The following is a 17,957-nucleotide window of genomic DNA, read 5'->3' as shown; positions in this document are numbered from 1 at the left end:
AGAATGATGAATAACGAATTACCAATGACGAATCATGAATTAAAGCAGAATAAAACAGTTTTTTTGTCTTTTTTCTTTGCTCTTTTTTCTTTCTTCTCTTTCTGTCAAGTCCAGTCTTCTATAGATGTGGATTCTATAAAAATTGGAGAACAAATTACGTTTAAAGTTGCCGTAGAAGCAGACACTTCAGAGGTTGTTATCTTTCCTGAAGGGCAAACATTTGGTGCTTTAGAGATCATAGAGTCTTATAAAATAGACACGACTAAAAAAGACGCCAGATTTAACCTTATTAAAAAATATGGATTGACCAGATTTGATTCTGGAACCTATACTATTCCTAAGCAAAAAATACTAATAGGTACTAAAGCATTTTATACAGATTCTCTTAGCGTGGAGGTGCGAGAAATCGCTGTAGATACTACTAAACAAGGCTTGTATGATATTAAACCCATTATAGAAGTTGAAAAAAGCACGGGTAATTGGTGGAAGTATTTACTGGGCATTTTATTGGGGTTTGCTTTAGCAGCGTTCTTGTTATGGTGGTTTATCTGGAGGCAAAAACCCTTAAGTGAAGAAGAAGAAATTGCTTTGCTTCCGCCTTATGATCGTGCAAAATTAGCATTACAGAAATTAGATGAAAGTGGCTATTTACAGAATAAAAATTTAAAAGATTACTATTCTGATTTAACCTTCATTATTAGAAAATATTTAGACGAGAAAGTATACGATCGCGCACTAGAAAGTACGACTTCCGAACTCGTTTCAAGGTTGAATTTGCTTAAAGACGGTAATCAAATAGAATTAAGTAAAGAAGATATTCGAAACATCGAAACGATATTAAACCGAGCCGATTTAGTGAAATTTGCTAAGTCTGCACCAGACGTTGCTTTGGCCGAGATTGATAGAAAAACCATTGCTTTAGAAATCGATCATGTTCAAGAAGCTCTACCCGAACCTTCTGAAGACGAGAAGCTATTGGACGCTCAGTACAAGGAAGCTCAAGAGCGAAAAAAGAAACGTAAAAAAATACTGGTGACCGTTTTTATTTCGGTGTTTTTGTTATTTGCAACGATAACAGGATTTGTAATTAAATTCGGATTCGATTACGTAAAAGATACTGTCATTGGGCATGAAAGTAAAGAATTACTCGAAGGCAATTGGGTAACGAGTGCCTATGGGAGCCCTCCTATTACTATAAGTACACCAAAAGTTCTAAGGCGCGTTGAAATTCCTGAAAACGAAAATCAAAATGAGGTAAAGACAAGTGCTTTTTCATATGGAACCGTTTTAGATTTGTTTAGTGTTACTGTTAATATACAAGTATTACCACAACAACAAAAACAAGGCGAGACCCAAGAAGAAGCAAACACTCCAGAAATTGATTTGAATGAAGTATCAGAGTTAGTCATAAAAAGCTTAGAATCTAAAGGCGTAAAAGACATCGTATTGTTGCGAGACAAGTTTGAAACGCCAAGTGGGGCTCAAGGCTTAAAAACATATGGGACATTAAATATGCCAAGTCCAGGAAGTGATAAACTAAGAGCAGGTAAATTTATTTTATTACAATTCACGGTACAAAATATATTACAACAAGTTATTATTACAGCACCAGATAATGACGATTATGCAGATCAAATGATTACACGCATTTTAAATTCAGTTGAAGTAAAACCAAAACAAGACTAATGTTCGAAGGCATAGAATTTTTAAATATAGAATTTTTCTGGCTGTTGTTATTGCTCCCGTTGGCTATGCTTTGGTATCTTTTTAAATACAAAGGGCAAACAGCAGAACTAAAAATATCAACCTTAAAAGGGTTTAAAATCACCAACTCTTGGTTGCCAAAATTTAAGCATTTGTTATTTGTTTTTAGATTGGTAGCATTAACCTTTTTAATCATTGCTTTAGCAAGACCAAGAACGGTTGATGTCTCTTCAAAAACAAAAACAACCCGTGGGATAGATATTGTTATGGCAATCGATGTTTCTGCCAGTATGCTAGCAAGAGATTTAAAACCAAATCGCTTAGAGGCACTAAAAAATGTGGCTTCAGAGTTTATTAAAGGGCGACCAAACGATCGCATTGGTTTGGTAGAATATGCGGGAGAAAGCTACACGAAAACACCAATAACAAGCGATAAAAGCATTGTTTTACGTTCATTAGGGGACATAAAATATAATACCATTATTGAAGGAGGAACAGCTATTGGTATGGGTTTGGCAACTGCTGTCAATCGTCTAAAAGATAGTAAAGCAAAAAGTAAAGTCATTATTTTATTAACAGATGGCGTAAACAATTCAGGGGCAATAAACCCTACAATTGCCAGTGAATTAGCCGTCGAGTTTGGTATTAAAACCTATACTATTGGTTTAGGAACCAATGGGATGGCACTATCACCAATTCAAATCAAACCAAACGGCGAATTTCAGTATGGAAGAGTTCAGGTAGAAATTGATGAGGCTTTATTAAAGGAAATTGCACAAGTAACAGGCGGAAAATATTTTAGAGCAACAAATAACAAGAAGCTGGTAGAAATTTATAACGAGATAAACAAACTTGAAAAAACCGAAGTAGAAGAGTTTAAATTCTATAACTATGAAGAGAAATTTCGATGGTTTGTATGCGTAGCAGGCGTTTTATTACTCATTGAGCTATTGTTGCGAATTACTATTTTTAGAAGTTTTGTTTAATAAAAGTCAAAATACTAAACATTAAAGATGTTTGATTTATTAGAAGAAAAAATATGGTTTTGGGGATTGCTGGTCATTCCATTAATAATTGTTTTGTTTTTAGGACAACAATTATGGAGACGAAGTGCCCAAAAAAAGTTTGCCGATAAGACATTGTTAAAACGGCTAAGCCCAAACAGATCCTTGTTTAAACCCGTATTAAAAATTGTGATTTTATGTTTGGCTTTTGCCTGTTTAGTCATTGCTTTAGTCAATCCTAAAAATGGCTCAAAATTGGAAACGGTTAAACGCGAAGGGGTAGATATTGTCTTTGCAGTAGATGTTTCTAAAAGTATGTTGGCCGAAGATATTGCGCCAAATAGATTAGAAAAATCGAAGCAATTGGTCACACAAATTATTAATAATTTAGCGAGTGATCGTGTCGGTATTATTGCCTATGCGGGTAAGGCATTTCCGCAGTTGCCAATAACAACGGATTATGCATCAGCAAAGATGTTTTTGTCTAATATGAATACAGACATGTTATCTTCTCAAGGCACTGCAATTAACGAGGCGATTGAGTTAGCTAAAACCTATTATGATGACGATGAGCAAACCAATCGCGTGCTTATTATCATATCAGATGGAGAAGATCATAGTGAGGTTTCAGCAAGAATAGCAGAAGAAGCCAGTGAAGAAGGAATTAGAATTTTCACCATTGGTGTTGGCGATGTAAATGGAGGTCCAATTCCTATAAAACGTAACGGTGTTATTCTTAATTATAAGAAAGACAACGAAGGTGAAACAGTAATCACCCGTTTAGACGAAGAGACCTTAAAAACCATAGCAAAAGAAGCTAATGGTGCTTATATTAATGGTAATAACACAGATAAAGTAGTTGAAGAAATAAAGGAAATCTTAAATAAAATGGATAAAACTGAATTTGAAGCGAAGCAATTTGCCGATTTCGAAGACCAGTTTCAGTGGTTTTTAGGTTTCGGAATTCTCCTTTTATTCCTTGATATTTTCTTGTTAGAACGTAAAACGGCATGGTTGAAGAAGCTTAATCTATTCAATGAGAACCTTTAGTTTTTTTAGAGCGCGCGCTTTAAATAATTGAGACTCTAAATTTTATAAAATCCTTAACACGTTTGAATCCAGGGCTTTCATATATTTAGACGTTGAAAAAACAATAATAACACCCACATTTACAAAAGTAAATATGAAACTAATAATAACCTACATATTCCTTTTAATAGCAGGATTTGCGTTTGCTCAAGAAGAAGGCAATAAAAAGGAGCAAGCCAAAATAACAAAGAAAGCCAATGATTTAATCAATGAAGCTAATGATTTAGCGAGCAATGATAACTTTGTGTTGGCAGAAATGGAATATAGAAAAGCGATTTCTACTAAACCCACTAGTGTTGCAGGTACTTATAATTTAGGACATTCATATTATGAGAAAGGAAATTATGACGAGGCGTTATATCGCAATCAGCAAGCGGCTAAAAATGCGACAGCTAAGCAAGAAAAACACAGGGCTTTTCATAATATCGGAAATATTTTAATGCAAAATAAAAAATGTAAAGAGGCTGTAGAGGCTTTTAAAAATGCGTTAAGAAACGACCCAACAGATGATGAAACACGATACAATTTAGCTCTGGCTAAAGACTGTGCTAAAGATGAAAAAGAACCACCTCAGGAAGAAGACAACAAAGACGATAAGGAAAAAGATAAGAAAGAAAACGAGGACGAGCAAAACAAAGATAAAGAGCAGGAAGACCAAAAAGATAAGGAAGGTGAAGGTGAGAATGAGGATAAAAAGGAAGGTGAAGATAAAAAAGATGAAGGAAAGCCTGATGAGAAAAAAGATCAAGAGGGTCAAGGGGATGATAAGAAAAAAGAACAACCAAATCCACAGCAGCAACCAGGACAATTATCGCCTCAGCAAATTAAAAACTTGCTAGAAGCGATGAATAATCAAGAACAGAAAGTACAGGAAAAAATGAATGCCGAAAAAGTAAAAGGCGTTAAAGTACAAACCGATAAAGATTGGTAATACGAACTATGATTTAGGAATTATGATATTAATTGTAAATCTAAAATCTAACATCGTGAATTATTATGAAACTGATAAAAAAAATAGCGCTTTTATTAATCATACTTTCAACAAGTATTGCTACCGCACAAGTTGAATTTCAAGCTAAAGTAAGCAAGAAAATCTTAGGTGTTAATGAGCGTTTACGTGTTGATTTCTCTATGAATCAAGATGGCGATAATTTCAATCCGCCAAGCTTTGAAGGCTTTACTATTATTGGAGGCCCAAATCAATCGGTAAGTAATTCTTGGATTAATGGAAACCGCTCTTTTGAAAAAACATACAGTTACTTTTTAGCACCAGATCGTGAAGGCGAATTCATGATTACACAAGCTACTATAGAGATTGGAGGTGAAACTTACAAAACAACACCTATTGTTATTAAAGTAACAAAAGCCATAGATAAGCCTAAAGATCCTAATGATCCAGATGTGATTGTTGCAGACAACATACACTTGGTCGCTGAGGTCTCTAAAAATAATCCCTACCTGAACGAAGCCATAACGGTTGTTTACAAATTATATGTATCTTCAAATACTGGCGTTAGTAATTGGCGTGAAATTGAAGATCCTAAGTTTGATGATTTCTGGAGTCAAAATATAAATGACAAAAGTTTAAAAGTCCAGAATGGAAAATACAAAGGAGAAGACTATAGATATGTGGTACTGCGCAAAACAGTGTTATTTCCTCAAAAAACAGGTAAATTAGAAATAGAGCCCTTAAAATTAGAAATCACCGTAGATGTCCCAACAACGCGACGCGATATCTTTGGAGGTCGCTTAATGAGGCAAGTACACAAAACGGTTGCTGCGAACGTACGTATTATTGATGTAAAACCGCTCCCAGAAGAAGGAAAACCTTTAGATTTTACAGGAGCCGTTGGTAATTTCGATTTTAAACTAATCACTTCGAAAACCGAATTAAATGCAAACGAATCCTTACAAGCCAAAGTAGAAGTTTCTGGTCAAGGAAATTTGAAATTGTTTGCACTGCCTAAACTTAATGTGCCTAGTTCTTTAGAAGTTTATGAACCAGAACATGAAGAAAACATAAATACTAACTTTAACGGAATGCAAGGGAAAATTTCCGATAGCTATACGATTGTTCCACAGTATAAAGGGAAATATCCAATACCAGCGATTTCATTTTCATATTTTGATTTAGAAACCAATAGTTACAAGCGCCTATCCTCTGAAGAGCGTACAATAAATGTTTTAGAAGGTCCTGTTTACGGTGCTTCAGACAATAACTTGGTGGCGCAAGGCGCAAATAAAAAACGTGTTATTCTAAACAATGACCAGTTTGCTTTTATTAAAACTGATGCCAATTTAGAACCAAAGCAGAGAACCTACTTTTTTAAATCTACGGTCTTTTGGGTGAGTTTATTAAGCCCTTTGTTGGCGATTCCATTGGCTATTGTTTTCCGAAGAAAAAGAGAAGCACGCGCTGGAGATATTGTAGGCAATCGCTTAAGAAAAGCAGATAGATTATCGAAAAAGTATTTAGGGGAGGCGAAGAAAGCTTTAGGTCAAAAAGAAGCTTTTTATGTTGCCTTAGAAAAAGCATTACACAATTATTTAAAAGCTAAATTAAATATAGAAACCAGTGATTTAAGTAAAGATAAAATCAAAAGATTACTGGCTGAAGGAGACGTTGAAAAAGAAGTGATTTCAGATTTTGAAAGTATTCTTGAAAACTGTGAATTGGCCCGATATTCGCCAATAACGACGGTAACAATGAAACAGGATTATGAAAAGGCTGCAAATACTATTAACTTAATTGACAAACAAATTAAATAACGTTTAACACTATTACTGTGTAAGCAGGACTCTATTTTTAAATGAAATGTTTCGTTTTCAAAGAAAATAAAATGAAAAAATTAAGCTACATATTTCTATTCATTTGCGGACTACTTTCTGCACAAAATGAAGTGGTATTTGATCAGGCTAACACCTTATATAATGAAGGTAAGTTTGCTGAAGCATTAGATAAATATGAAACGATTTTAAAGGGTAATCAGCATTCTGCCGAATTGTATTTTAATATCGCCAATGCACATTATAAGCTAAACCATATTGCTCCAAGTATTTATTATTATGAAAAGGCCGCAGCTATGGCGCCAAAAGATGAGGAGATAATGAATAATTTGGCCTTTGCAAATAACATGACAATAGATGCCATAGAGAATATACCAGAGACCAGCATTTCTAAAACGCTAAATAAAATTAAAAACGTCTTTTCTTTTGATGGTTGGGCACTACTCTCTGTTATCTCGGTTGTCTTATTTGTCTTACTTTATTTAGCCTATTATTTTACTTTTGAAACAGGAAAAAAACGATTATTTTTTACAGGAAGTGTACTGTCCATTTTTTTAACCTTTACGGCATTAGCGTTTACTTTTCACACGTATAATGTAGCAAAAAATAATAAACCAGCCATAGTTTTTGCTCAGGAAGCTCAAGTAACAAGTGAACCCAATTCAAGAAGCGTAGAGGCCTTTGTTCTCCATGAAGGCACAAAAGTCCAGGTTTTAGATACTGTGAGTCACTGGAAAAAAATTAAACTTTCAGACGGAAAAACAGGATGGATACCAGAAACTGACATTAAATTGCTGAATATCTTTTAAAGATTCCTTAACCTTTTTTTGCTTCACAAATCATATATTTGCATTTCAATACTAAGAAATGTTTAAAAACAGTGTATCTATTTTCTTGACTGTCTTATTTATGGCGTTTACAACGTTGCCATCAATATTGGTATTCGTCGATAATTCTATAGATATCTCATTTCTAATGAATGTTTCTGAAGAAGAGGAAGAAAAGGGCAACACCAAAAATAAAGAATTAGAAGTTTTTGTTTCAAATACTTCGTTGGGTTCAGATCACTTTTCAAATTCAGAAACCGAAGATAATGTAAGATATACTTACAAAAAGTATTCTAAACCACACCTTAATTTAATTTCTCCACCACCCGAATTCATTTAATACTTTTTTAAAAAAGGACTGCTTAGTCCAAAAAAAATTATTAAAACTAGCTATTGAATTTTTTCAATAGCGCAAATGAATTTATATATGTTTAAAACGTTGAAGAATGACTTGCCAGCGAGTATAGTCGTGTTTTTTGTAGCTTTACCACTATGTTTAGGTATTGCCTTGGCCAGTGGAGCGCCATTATTTTCGGGAGTAATTGCAGGAATTATTGGTGGTATTATTGTTGGAGCCTTAAGTGGTTCTAAAATAGGTGTTAGTGGACCGGCAGCAGGTTTAGCAGCCATTGTATTAACAGCAATTGGCTCATTGGGAGGGTATCAAAATTTCCTTGTAGCGGTTGTTTTAGGAGGTGCTATTCAAATTATTTTTGGTATTTTAAGATTGGGAATTATTGGCTATTATTTTCCGTCTTCGGTAATTAAAGGAATGCTAACAGGTATTGGAATTATTATTATTCTTAAACAAATTCCACATTTTTTTGGTTATGATGCAGATCCCGAAGGTGATTTTGCCTTTTTTCAGGTCGACGGAGAAAATACCTTTTCAGAAATCATTAACTCTGTAAATAATATTCAACCAGGAGCCGCTTTGGTTGGTATCCTAGGCTTAGCTATTTTAGTGCTTTGGGACAAGGTGCTTTCTAAAAAAGGCAAGATATTTCAGTTAATTCAAGGGCCTTTAGTTGCTGTTGTGGTAGGTATTATCTTTTATGCTGTTACTCAAGGAAATTCTGTTTTATCGATTGAAAATTCACACTTGGTAAATGTTCCAGTTCCAGATGATTTAACCTCATTTATTGGGCAGTTTAGTTTTCCAAATTTTAGCATTATAAGTAATATAGACGTTTGGATAGTCGCCTTTACAATCGCTCTAGTGGCTAGTTTGGAAACACTCTTATGTGTTGAAGCTACAGATAAGCTAGACCCAAATAAATATGTGACTCCAACGAATAGGGAGTTACTTGCACAAGGTACAGGAAACATCATTTCTGGAATGATTGGTGGCTTGCCAATCACTCAGGTAATTGTTAGGAGTTCTGCTAATATACAGTCTGGTGGTCGAAGTAAAATGTCTGCAATAATCCATGGTTTTCTCTTGTTAATTTCTGTGATTTTAATTCCAAGATTACTCAACATGATTCCACTTTCTGTCTTGGCTGCAATCCTTTTAGTGGTAGGTTATAAGTTAGCAAAACCAGGATTGTTTATAAAAATGTATGAACTGGGTTGGAAACAATCTATTCCATTCGCAATAACAGTTTTGGGTATTGTTTTTATAGATCTTCTTTGGGGAATTGGCTTAGGTTTAGGGGTAGGAATTGTCGTTATTCTAATTAAAAGCTTCCAGAATTCTCACTTTTTACACATAGAAGATAAAAGTAATGGACAACATAATATAAAAATGACGCTAGCGGAAGAGGTGACCTTTTTTAATAAAGGAGCCATACTAAAAGAATTAGATAGCTTGCCTAGAGATACGTATTTAGAATTGGATGTAAGAAAAACCAGATATTTAGATAATGATATTATTGAGATTTTAGAAGATTTCGCCTTTAAAGCCAAAGAGCGAAATATAGACATCCGCTTAATATCAGAAAAAGGAATTGTTGAAAACCCAGAAAGCTTCATCGAATTTTTCAAATTTAGACCAAAAACAGCCTAAAAGTTCAAATCATGAAATACAACAAATATAAAATACTAGTACTTTCAGATTTGAAAACCTCTGCCGAGTCAGAATTAAAAAGCACTGTAAGTTTAGCAAAATTAGTTGATGGTGAGATTACGCTTTTCCATGTTAAAAAACCAATAGACGTTGTAGAAACAGATAGTCAATTGTCTGCTATGCGTTCTATTAATGAGGAACATATTATCACCAGCAAAACGATTGAAAATTTGGTGCAACCTATCTGCAAAGAATTCGGATTACACATAGAATGTGAATTGGCGCTTGGTAATGCTAAGCATGAAATTGAGAATTATATAAATAAATATCAGCCAGACATTATTGTGCTTGGAAAGAGAAATCCAAAAAAACTTAACTTTATAGGCGATAATCTTATCGATTTTGTTTTAAAAAAGCATGATGGTATTATTATGATAGCAGCGAAACAACATGCACTACAACCAAATCAAGAGTTTTCTTTAGGCGTTTTAAATACCACGGAACACACTAACAATACGGGTGTTATTGAAGGATTAATTAATAAAACAAAACACCCCGTAAGGTATTTTGAAATTTCTAAAAACACGAATAGCACTCTCAAAACAGAGACAGCTTTAGGCAAAGGCGCGATAGAATTTGTCTTTGAGCAAGGTGCTAAAGCAATCGATAATGTTTCTAAATATGCATCAAAAAACAATATAAACCTGATGTGTGTAGATACAAGAAACAATGATAAAGCAAGTAAAACTATTAAAAACGTTATAAATAAACTTAACGTTTCACTATTATTAGTAGGGAAACAAAAACAAATGCTACACAAGTAGTACTAAAATATTAAATAATTATGAAAGCACATACAAAAGAAACACAAGCAACACTAACACCAGACAAGGCAATACAGTTCTTAAAAGAAGGTAATGAGAGGTTTCAAAACAACTTAAAGGCAAATCGTAATCTTTTAGAGCAGGTTAATGATACTAGTGATGGCCAATTTCCATTTGCCACAATACTTAGCTGTATAGACTCACGTGTCTCTGCAGAGTTAGTTTTTGACCAAGGACTAGGTGACATATTTAGCGTTCGTATTGCAGGAAATTTTGTAAACGAAGATATTTTAGGGAGTATGGAGTTTGCAAGTAAATTAGCTGGTACAAAACTTATTGTTGTTTTGGGTCATACCAGTTGTGGCGCAATTAAGGGAGCTTGTGATCACGCCGAAATGGGAAATCTAACAAAGCTAATTCAAAAAATAACACCGGCTGTAAACGCCGTTATAGAGCCTAAGGATGAAAGCTTAAGAACGTCAGCAAATCTAGAATTTGTTGATGAAGTATCTAAGAAAAACGTCCTATTAACTATAGATAGAATTCATGATGAAAGTCCAATTTTAACAGAAATGGAGAAAAGCGGTGAAATCAAAATAGTAGGTGCCATGTATGATATCAATACAGGTGCGGTAGATTTTTATTAATATAGAATAAGCTTAATGGGAAAAATTAAATTAAAAAATAAAAATATCATAGCAACACTAACTTTATCGTTAGTGTTGCCTTTTTATGCTTTAGGTCAAGCGAACGATTTAGGGAATTGGCTAATTTATATAGGGAGTAAAAACTTGAATAACGGTTGGAATATTCATAATGAAGTGCAATACCGAAATTATGATGCCATTGGTGATTTAGAACAACTTTTATTGAGAACAGGAGTGGGTTATAATTTAACCGAAAACAACAATAATCTCCTGTTAGGGTATGGTTATATTCTCTCTGAAAATTACATAGGAGAAACAGACGAAAAGCTAAGTGTAAACGAACACCGAATTTTCCAGCAGTTTACAACTAAGCAAGAGGTTGGTAAAGTTGGTTTAAGTCATCGTTACCGATTTGAACAACGTTTTGTAGAAGACGATTTTAAAATGCGATTCCGTTATTTTTTAGGAATAAAAATACCACTTCAATATAAGGAAGAAGGTAAAAACCCTTTGTATCTTTCAGCATATAATGAGATTTTTTTAAATACCGAATCATCAATTTTTGATAGGAACAGATTATATGGCGGCTTGGGCTATCAGTTTTCAGAAGCATTGCGGTTAGAATTAGGCTATATGAATCAGTTTTTTGAAACCTCAGGTAGAGATCAAATCAATATTATTGCTTTTGTTAATTTCTAAAGTACAGTAAACTTATAATTTGATAATTGTAAAAGACAAAAGATAAATATCAGCGTTTTATGTTGAGAATTAGTACTAAATTAGTGTAAAACCAAAATCACAGTTAATGAAGAAATTTTTTACCCATTTAAAAGGAGACGCATTTGGAGGTATCACTGCAGGGATTGTAGCATTACCTTTAGCATTAGCCTTTGGTGTGTCGTCAGGTTTAGGACCTCAGGCAGGGCTTTATGGTGCAATATTTATTAGTTTCTTTGCAGCACTTTTTGGAGGAACAAATACACAGATTTCTGGACCAACGGCGCCAATGACTGCCGTAAGTATGATTGTTATAGCTACAATAATAGCAGCAAATGATGGTAGTGTAGAAAAAGCATTGCCAGCTATTTTAACTGTGTTTTTACTGGCAGGTCTGTTCCAAGTAGGACTAGGTGTTCTGGGTTTTGGAAAGTACATAAAATACATTCCGTATCCTGTAGTTTCCGGTTTTATGACCGCTATTGGAGTGATTATTTTGGTGACTCAAATTTTACCAGCCGTTGGGTATTACCCTAAAGAGGACTTAGATCTAGTAAGCCAATTTAAGCCGCAGGCAGAAGAACTCATTTTAGAAAATATTTTAAGAGAAGAAGCAGGGGAAGGTATTTTGGTTTTAGAAAATTTTCAAGAAACTATTTTACGTGCTAATTCCTTAACAGAAGAAGATATTGCAAAAGAATCTCAAACTTTGGCCAAATCTGCAACTTCTGGGGTTATGGGAACCATTAAAACATTACCTAGAGCTATGAAAAACATAAATTGGCTGGAACTCGCTTTGGCATTATCCACCATATTTATTGTTTATGGTTTTAAAAAGATTACCACAAAAATACCAAGTGCATTAGTGGCATTAATTGTGGTCTCTGGGATCGCATTTGGATTTGGATTAGACTACCGACCTATTGAAGAAATTCCATCAGGATTACCAATCCCTAATCTTGAAATTTTTACAGGATTTAAATTAGCCTCCGTAACCCCTTACATATTTACAGCAATTACTTTAGCCCTCTTAGGGGCCATAGACTCTTTACTAACGAGTGTAGTGGCAGACAACATGACCAAGACCAAACACCAACCTAATAAAGAGTTGGTTGGACAAGGGATAGGTAATAGTATAGGTGCTATTTTTGGTGGTATTCCAGGTGCTGGAGCCACGATTAGAACCGTAGTTAACATTAACGCTGGAGGTAAGACCAAGCTTTCAGGAATGATTGCAGGGATCTTGCTTCTTGTCATTTTACTTGCTTTAGGCCCTGTAGCTTCAAAAATTCCAGCAGCTGTTTTGGCAGGGATTTTAATAACGGTTGGAATTGGTGTTATGGATTATAAAGGGCTTAAGGCAATTCCGTATTTACCAAAGGATATGAAAATTGGTCCAGTAAAGGTGAGTTCAGAAGTATTGATAATGATAGTCGTTCTTTTACTCTCAACTTTTTGGAACTTAGTGTATGCTGTTGGAATAGGTTTAGTGATTGCTTCTTTATTATTCATGAAAAAAATAGGAGATCTCACAGCCAGAAGAAGTGATGTGAAATCATTAAAGGAAGAAGCGTGGTCTGATGAAAGTAATTTTCCTGAAAATTTAAAAGAAGAAGTCTTTATAAAACACATAAAAGGCCCATTGTTCTTTGGTTCAACTTCAGATTTTCAAGCGTTATCAAAACAAATACCAATTACGGCCAAAACGGTTATTATTAGGTTAGGTCGGATGCAGTACATGGATCAGTCAGGATTATATGCCATGGAAGATGTTTTAGTAGACCTTAGAAAACAAAAGATTAATGTCTTATTTGTTAACTTGTTAGAACAACCTAGGTATATGATGGAACGCATAGATATTATTCCAGATTTAATACCAAAAGAGCATATTTTTAAAGATTTTAAATCTTGTCTTAATTGGGTCAAAAATAACGTGGAAGATAAATTTTAAAAGCACTATGGATTTAAAGCACGTATTTGATAATAATGAAAAGTTTATAAAAGAAAAGTTAGCTAAAGACAAAAATTATTTTGAAGATTTAGGAAAAGGTCAGAATCCAGAACTGCTTTATATAGGGTGCAGTGATAGTCGCGTTACTGCAGAGGATTTAATGGGACTGGGTCCAGGAGAGGTGTTTGTGCATAGAAACATTGCTAATATGGTTTCTGGGATAGATTTAAGCGCCATGTCTGTGGTTGAATATGCCGTTGTGCATTTAAAAGTAAACCACGTTGTGGTTTGTGGTCATTATGCTTGCGGTGGTGTAAAAGCAGCCATGCAATCTGCAGATTTAGGTATTTTAAATTCATGGTTGCGTAATATTCGTGACGTGTATCGCATTCACAAAGAGGAGCTTAATGACATTAAAGACGAAGAAAAAAAGTATGATCGTTTAGTAGAACTCAATGTAAAAGAGCAATGTGTTAATCTTATAAAAACGGCAGCAGTCCAAAAAGCGTATAGAGATAGAGGGTTAAAAGTACACGGGTGGGTATTTGATGTACACACCGGAAAATTAATAGATTTAAAAATAGATTTTGAACATTATTTAAAAGATATTATGGAAATCTATCATCTAGATTAAAAAAAAGCGGCGATTAATAGCCGCTTTTTTTAGATGCCATTTTCTGGAATAGTTTCTTCGTCTTCGTCACTTTCCGTTTTAATAATATTCGGAAAAATTAAAGGCGCAATCGATTTTACTGGTTCGTATAAAAGGGAATCCTCAATGTGTTCCTCATCTACAAAGGTTATAGTGCTATTAAGCTTATTAAACACAATCAATAAAATACTTAAAATCAAACCAACCTTTAAAACACCAAACAGACCACCAAGCAACTTATTTAATATGCCTAAAGCCGCAAAGTCGGCTAATTTTGTCAGCGCTTTTCCTGCTAAAGCAATAACAACGATAATAATCACAAAAGTAATAGCAAAGGCAGTAATGTTGATGGTTTTTTCGGCCCATTCTGTTCTGGTTTGAAGAAATTCAGCCACATAATAACTAAAGTGAATCGCGCCGTAAACGCCTGCAACTAAAGCAACAAGAGAAGCGATTTCAACAAAAAGCCCTTTCATAAAACCACGAACGAGTCCAAATAGCAAGAGCGCACCTAAAACAATATCAATAACCGCCATAAAATTAGATTTTACACAAACCTACACAAATTTTTACATTTTAATAAATAAGGTTCATAGAGAACGGTTTAGTTTGCTAACTTTGAACTTTTCAAACTTTATTTTGAATATATAAAATGGCAAGAGACGAAGCATTAAAAGAACGCTGGGATTTGGTAGTTACTAAGTTATCCAATCAATTTGCAGATGGAGATACACTAGATTTGGATGCTATTATTTATCTTATTGGTGTACAAGAATTAGGACAGCTAGATAGAGCTTTTAAAAAAGACCAAAAGTTAGACCTTATGCACATAGCAATCTGTAAGGTACTATCTCCTTATGGCTATTATGAATTAGATTTTGTTGACGACGAAGGTTGGCCACATTATACAATCAAAGAAGAATTACCACATTTAAAAGCTGGTGAGCAAAGTGTGTTAATGAAAGAAGCGATTGTTAATTATTTTATTGAAACAGAATATATAGAGTAATAGTTATTAGTCATCCACTTATAGGTGGACCATTCCAGAAAGATTAGTCTATAGGTAGTCGCCCATAAAATGGGTTTAATCTTGAAGATTCCTGACTATTTACTTAAGGCAGATCTCATAAAAAATAGTAAATTTGCCATTCATTTAGAAGATTATGATAGATAAGATAAAAGAACTCATTGCTGAAGCAGAAAGCTTTAAAACGCAGTCTAAAGACGAGGTTGAAGCCTTTCGTATAAAATACTTGGGTAAAAAAGGCCTGCTTAATGAATACTTTGCAGAGTTTAAAAACGTTGCTAACGAACATAAAAAGGAGTTTGGACAAGTCATAAATGAGTTAAAAAACACCGCTCAAGAAAAGGTTAATACTTTAAAAGAGGAGTTGGATAGTACCACTGAGAATTCTGGCGCGTACGGTGATTTATCACGACCTGGAGAACCCGTAGCTTTAGGTGCACGTCATCCCATTTCATTGGTTAAAAACCAGATTATTGATATCTTTTCTCAAATAGGATTTAATGTTAGCGAGGGTCCGGAAATAGAAGATGACTGGCATAATTTTACGGCCTTAAACTTACCAGAATACCATCCGGCACGAGACATGCAGGACACCTTTTTTATTCAAACGAATCCCGATATTTTATTACGTACACACACCAGTTCTGTGCAAGTGCGTTATATGGAAAATAATCCACCGCCTATTCGTACTATTTCACCGGGGCGTGTGTATAGAAATGAGGCTATTTCTGCCCGTTCACATTGTTTTTTCCATCAGGTAGAAGGTTTGTATATCGATAAAGATGTGAGTTTTGCAGATTTAAAGCAGACCCTACAATATTTTACAACAGAGTTATTTGGGAAATCTAAGATAAGGTTACGTCCCTCTTATTTCCCATTTACAGAACCAAGTGCAGAAATAGATGTGTATTGGGGACTAGAAACGGAAACCGATTATAAAATCACCAAAGGGACAGGTTGGTTAGAAATAGGCGGTTGTGGGATGGTAGATCCAAACGTATTAACTAACTGTGGTATTGATGCCAATGAATACTCAGGTTTTGCCTTTGGCGTTGGTGTCGATCGTATCGCGATGTTATTACATCAAATAAGCGATATTCGGTTATTAAGCGAGAACGACGTGCGTTTCTTAGAACAGTTTAAAAGTGCTTTATAAATAAAGACCTATAAAAAAAAGCCCAACTGAAACCCTCAGTTGGGCTTTTTTCTCACTTTAAAATCTTAAAAAACACAATATGAGATTACTAAAAGCTATAGAATCAGTAAAGAATTTAGTGTTTTAAATTATAAGCACTATCGCTTTTTGTAAGCATTTTGTCTCTATTGAGAAGATAAAGGAAAGAAATAAAATAAAGAGAACCGCTATTGCGGCAAGTAAGCATGAAAAACGACATTGAAATCCCTAAAGTTGAAGGCGTATACATTGCCATTGTAAACGAGTACAATGACCTCTACAAAACGCAAGATTGGAATGCCTATATTATTAATGATAAAGCGGTAGACCTAGAAATGGTATTGATCGTAACTAGTGGATATAACGCAGATAAAATGACTTCTATTTTTCGTAAGAAATTAGACCTTTTGCCAAAAAAAAGCTATGCTAAAATCGAATTGATGCAAGACGATTTATTTGCTTTAAACAATCAGTTTAAAGTGTCTTTTTTTGAAGGAAATAAGATGTTTGATAAAACCTATACCTTTAGAAAAAACACTATTAATTTAAAGGCCTTACAGCCCATACCATTAATGGAAGCACGAGGAGTTATGGTGAAGTAGTTTTTCTCTTAAAGTAGTCAACAGGGTTTTTTATTTATTGGAGAGATCAAAGAATGTGATCTCTTTTAAGTAGTCATAAAACCATATATTAATGTTTAAATAAGATAAGAATTTATATGCTGAATATATTTTCGTTGAACTTGAGGCACTATGGAAGTATAGTTTTTTTTTAAAATGCGTGTAACGTTTAAGTTACACGCATTTTTTTTGATAAAAAAAAATAATTATTTCTAATCTTTAGTAACTGTATAAGCTACAATAGTCCAGGCAATTAAGTTCATGGCAGAAATAACGCATGCCGGAGTTGAACCTCCGTCAACCAAAAGCATTTTTGAATCATTTAATTCTGTAATTGAGTTTTTGCTAAATGTTAGCTTTGAGTTTTGTGTTTTCATGATTTTTGTTTTTAAATTTAGTTTATGTTGTATTTTTTTAACGGCATACAAGTTTTCCGCTCTAATCATTTTTTAGATGCTTTTGTCTTTTAATCGATAAAGTCGATGGCTTCAGCAAACGTAAAAAGAGTTAGATTAATTAATAGTATTGTTTTAATGATTTCTGTATAAGTTTTTTAATTAAATATTTAGTGCAGACTAGCATCAGATTTTGATAATCCGTTTCTAAACTTATCTGAAATAGAGTCTGGAATACAAACGCCATGCGCATATGTAGTAGCTCCAATTTTTCAGGAAACAGTTTGTTATTAATTTCCGCATTTGAACTTTCTGTAAATACTAATTTTACCTTATCATGATTTTTTAATATATCTTAATTTTTTTAGCTCTGTTTCTTATGAAAAAAAGGGTTGTGCTTTTAGAATTAAATAGTCTATTGCAATTTTTTTTCTACAAAGAAATTTATAATGAACGCGTAAAACAAAGTTCTAATCGCTAGTTTTATAAAACTAGCGATTAGAAAAAGTATTGATTCTATTGGTTTTAGAA

The 17,957-nt window shown here is 33.9% G+C and carries 18 protein-coding genes; 16 read left to right on the top strand and 2 right to left on the bottom strand.

From position 1 onward, the window contains the following. The first annotated feature begins 3 nt into the window (after nt 1-3). The 13 genes from GQ46_RS09180 to GQ46_RS09120 all read left to right on the top strand — a co-directional run bounded on the left by GQ46_RS09180 (nt 4) and on the right by GQ46_RS09120 (nt 14,192). Nucleotides 4-1,686 (top strand): hypothetical protein, encoded by a 1,683-nt coding sequence (locus tag GQ46_RS09180; protein WP_231567343.1) that lies wholly within the window; start codon nt 4-6, stop codon nt 1,684-1,686. Beyond that, the gene (locus GQ46_RS09175; RefSeq protein ID WP_044400879.1) at nt 1,686-2,690 is read left to right on the top strand and encodes a VWA domain-containing protein; all 1,005 of its coding nucleotides are present in this window, start codon (nt 1,686-1,688) and stop codon (nt 2,688-2,690) included. Before GQ46_RS09180 ends, GQ46_RS09175 begins: the two co-directional genes overlap by 1 nt. A gap of 27 nt (nt 2,691-2,717) precedes the next feature. Next, nucleotides 2,718-3,758, top strand: a complete 1,041-nt coding sequence (locus GQ46_RS09170) for a VWA domain-containing protein (RefSeq protein ID WP_044400876.1) — start codon at nt 2,718-2,720, stop codon at nt 3,756-3,758. A 133-nt stretch (nt 3,759-3,891) separates the two neighbouring features. After that, on the top strand, nt 3,892-4,728 hold the full coding sequence (locus tag GQ46_RS09165; protein ID WP_044400873.1) for a tetratricopeptide repeat protein: 837 nt from the start codon (nt 3,892-3,894) through the stop codon (nt 4,726-4,728). Nucleotides 4,729-4,793: 65 nt separating this feature from the next. Continuing rightward, nucleotides 4,794-6,566 (top strand): BatD family protein, encoded by a 1,773-nt coding sequence (locus GQ46_RS09160; RefSeq protein WP_044400870.1) that lies wholly within the window; start codon nt 4,794-4,796, stop codon nt 6,564-6,566. 71 nt (nt 6,567-6,637) lie between these two features. After that, nucleotides 6,638-7,393 carry a tetratricopeptide repeat protein gene (locus tag GQ46_RS09155; protein ID WP_044404817.1) on the top strand — a complete coding sequence of 252 codons (756 nt, stop codon included), beginning with the start codon at nt 6,638-6,640 and terminating at the stop codon, nt 7,391-7,393. 100 nt (nt 7,394-7,493) lie between these two features. Beyond that, the gene (locus GQ46_RS09150) at nt 7,494-7,751 is read left to right on the top strand and encodes a hypothetical protein (RefSeq protein ID WP_156133133.1); all 258 of its coding nucleotides are present in this window, start codon (nt 7,494-7,496) and stop codon (nt 7,749-7,751) included. An 87-nt stretch (nt 7,752-7,838) separates the two neighbouring features. After that, on the top strand, nt 7,839-9,419 hold the full coding sequence (locus GQ46_RS09145) for a SulP family inorganic anion transporter (protein ID WP_044400862.1): 1,581 nt from the start codon (nt 7,839-7,841) through the stop codon (nt 9,417-9,419). Nucleotides 9,420-9,430: 11 nt separating this feature from the next. Further along, the gene (locus GQ46_RS09140) at nt 9,431-10,243 is read left to right on the top strand and encodes a universal stress protein (protein ID WP_044400858.1); all 813 of its coding nucleotides are present in this window, start codon (nt 9,431-9,433) and stop codon (nt 10,241-10,243) included. A 20-nt stretch (nt 10,244-10,263) separates the two neighbouring features. Next, the gene (locus GQ46_RS09135) at nt 10,264-10,890 is read left to right on the top strand and encodes a carbonic anhydrase family protein (RefSeq protein ID WP_044400855.1); all 627 of its coding nucleotides are present in this window, start codon (nt 10,264-10,266) and stop codon (nt 10,888-10,890) included. A gap of 15 nt (nt 10,891-10,905) precedes the next feature. Next, nucleotides 10,906-11,589: a DUF2490 domain-containing protein gene (locus GQ46_RS09130; RefSeq protein ID WP_044400852.1), complete on the top strand. Its 684-nt coding sequence runs from the start codon at nt 10,906-10,908 to the stop codon at nt 11,587-11,589. Nucleotides 11,590-11,695: 106 nt separating this feature from the next. After that, entirely contained in the window at nt 11,696-13,558 is a 1,863-nt protein-coding gene (locus GQ46_RS09125) for a SulP family inorganic anion transporter (RefSeq protein ID WP_044400849.1), read from the top strand. Nucleotides 13,559-13,565: 7 nt separating this feature from the next. Next, nucleotides 13,566-14,192, top strand: a complete 627-nt coding sequence (locus GQ46_RS09120) for a carbonic anhydrase (protein ID WP_044400846.1) — start codon at nt 13,566-13,568, stop codon at nt 14,190-14,192. A gap of 29 nt (nt 14,193-14,221) precedes the next feature. Here GQ46_RS09120 and GQ46_RS09115 read toward each other — a convergent pair whose 3' ends face one another. Continuing rightward, entirely contained in the window at nt 14,222-14,746 is a 525-nt protein-coding gene (locus GQ46_RS09115) for a CvpA family protein (RefSeq protein ID WP_044400843.1), read from the bottom strand. 116 nt (nt 14,747-14,862) lie between these two features. On the opposite strand from GQ46_RS09115, the gene GQ46_RS09110 reads away from it, so the two are divergent. From GQ46_RS09110 to GQ46_RS09100, 3 genes are all read left to right on the top strand, one after another. Beyond that, complete coding sequence (locus GQ46_RS09110) at nt 14,863-15,219, top strand: hypothetical protein (RefSeq protein ID WP_044400841.1); 357 nt, start codon at nt 14,863-14,865, stop codon at nt 15,217-15,219. Nucleotides 15,220-15,373: 154 nt separating this feature from the next. Continuing rightward, nucleotides 15,374-16,393, top strand: a complete 1,020-nt coding sequence (pheS, locus tag GQ46_RS09105) for a phenylalanine--tRNA ligase subunit alpha (protein ID WP_044400838.1) — start codon at nt 15,374-15,376, stop codon at nt 16,391-16,393. A gap of 224 nt (nt 16,394-16,617) precedes the next feature. Continuing rightward, entirely contained in the window at nt 16,618-17,013 is a 396-nt protein-coding gene (locus tag GQ46_RS09100; protein WP_044400835.1) for a hypothetical protein, read from the top strand. A 230-nt stretch (nt 17,014-17,243) separates the two neighbouring features. Here the strand turns inward: GQ46_RS09100 and GQ46_RS09095 are convergent, their stop codons facing one another. Continuing rightward, entirely contained in the window at nt 17,244-17,408 is a 165-nt protein-coding gene (locus GQ46_RS09095; RefSeq protein ID WP_197077347.1) for a class I lanthipeptide, read from the bottom strand. Nucleotides 17,409-17,957 lie beyond the last annotated feature (549 nt).

The sequence above is a fragment of the Lacinutrix sp. Hel_I_90 genome (assembly GCF_000934685.1).
In the GTDB taxonomy this organism is placed as follows: Bacteria; Bacteroidota; Bacteroidia; order Flavobacteriales; family Flavobacteriaceae; genus Lacinutrix.
The sequence above is the reverse complement of the archived record's forward strand: the minus strand, read 5'-3'. Positions and strand labels throughout refer to the sequence as shown.

Bases quoted from the DNA above. Each gene is read 5' to 3' on its own strand.
- GQ46_RS09180 (WP_231567343.1), top strand. From the start codon at position 4: ATGATGAATAACGAATTACCAATGACGAATCATGAATTAAAGCAGAAT.
- GQ46_RS09175 (WP_044400879.1), top strand. From the start codon at position 1,686: ATGTTCGAAGGCATAGAATTTTTAAATATAGAATTTTTCTGGCTGTTG.
- GQ46_RS09170 (WP_044400876.1), top strand. From the start codon at position 2,718: ATGTTTGATTTATTAGAAGAAAAAATATGGTTTTGGGGATTGCTGGTC.
- GQ46_RS09165 (WP_044400873.1), top strand. From the start codon at position 3,892: ATGAAACTAATAATAACCTACATATTCCTTTTAATAGCAGGATTTGCG.
- GQ46_RS09160 (WP_044400870.1), top strand. From the start codon at position 4,794: ATGAAACTGATAAAAAAAATAGCGCTTTTATTAATCATACTTTCAACA.
- GQ46_RS09155 (WP_044404817.1), top strand. From the start codon at position 6,638: ATGAAAAAATTAAGCTACATATTTCTATTCATTTGCGGACTACTTTCT.
- GQ46_RS09150 (WP_156133133.1), top strand. From the start codon at position 7,494: ATGGCGTTTACAACGTTGCCATCAATATTGGTATTCGTCGATAATTCT.
- GQ46_RS09145 (WP_044400862.1), top strand. From the start codon at position 7,839: ATGTTTAAAACGTTGAAGAATGACTTGCCAGCGAGTATAGTCGTGTTT.
- GQ46_RS09140 (WP_044400858.1), top strand. From the start codon at position 9,431: ATGAAATACAACAAATATAAAATACTAGTACTTTCAGATTTGAAAACC.
- GQ46_RS09135 (WP_044400855.1), top strand. From the start codon at position 10,264: ATGAAAGCACATACAAAAGAAACACAAGCAACACTAACACCAGACAAG.
- GQ46_RS09130 (WP_044400852.1), top strand. From the start codon at position 10,906: ATGGGAAAAATTAAATTAAAAAATAAAAATATCATAGCAACACTAACT.
- GQ46_RS09125 (WP_044400849.1), top strand. From the start codon at position 11,696: ATGAAGAAATTTTTTACCCATTTAAAAGGAGACGCATTTGGAGGTATC.
- GQ46_RS09120 (WP_044400846.1), top strand. From the start codon at position 13,566: ATGGATTTAAAGCACGTATTTGATAATAATGAAAAGTTTATAAAAGAA.
- GQ46_RS09115 (WP_044400843.1), bottom strand. From the start codon at position 14,746: ATGGCGGTTATTGATATTGTTTTAGGTGCGCTCTTGCTATTTGGACTC.
- GQ46_RS09110 (WP_044400841.1), top strand. From the start codon at position 14,863: ATGGCAAGAGACGAAGCATTAAAAGAACGCTGGGATTTGGTAGTTACT.
- pheS (WP_044400838.1), top strand. From the start codon at position 15,374: ATGATAGATAAGATAAAAGAACTCATTGCTGAAGCAGAAAGCTTTAAA.
- GQ46_RS09100 (WP_044400835.1), top strand. From the start codon at position 16,618: ATGAAAAACGACATTGAAATCCCTAAAGTTGAAGGCGTATACATTGCC.
- GQ46_RS09095 (WP_197077347.1), bottom strand. From the start codon at position 17,408: ATGAAAACACAAAACTCAAAGCTAACATTTAGCAAAAACTCAATTACA.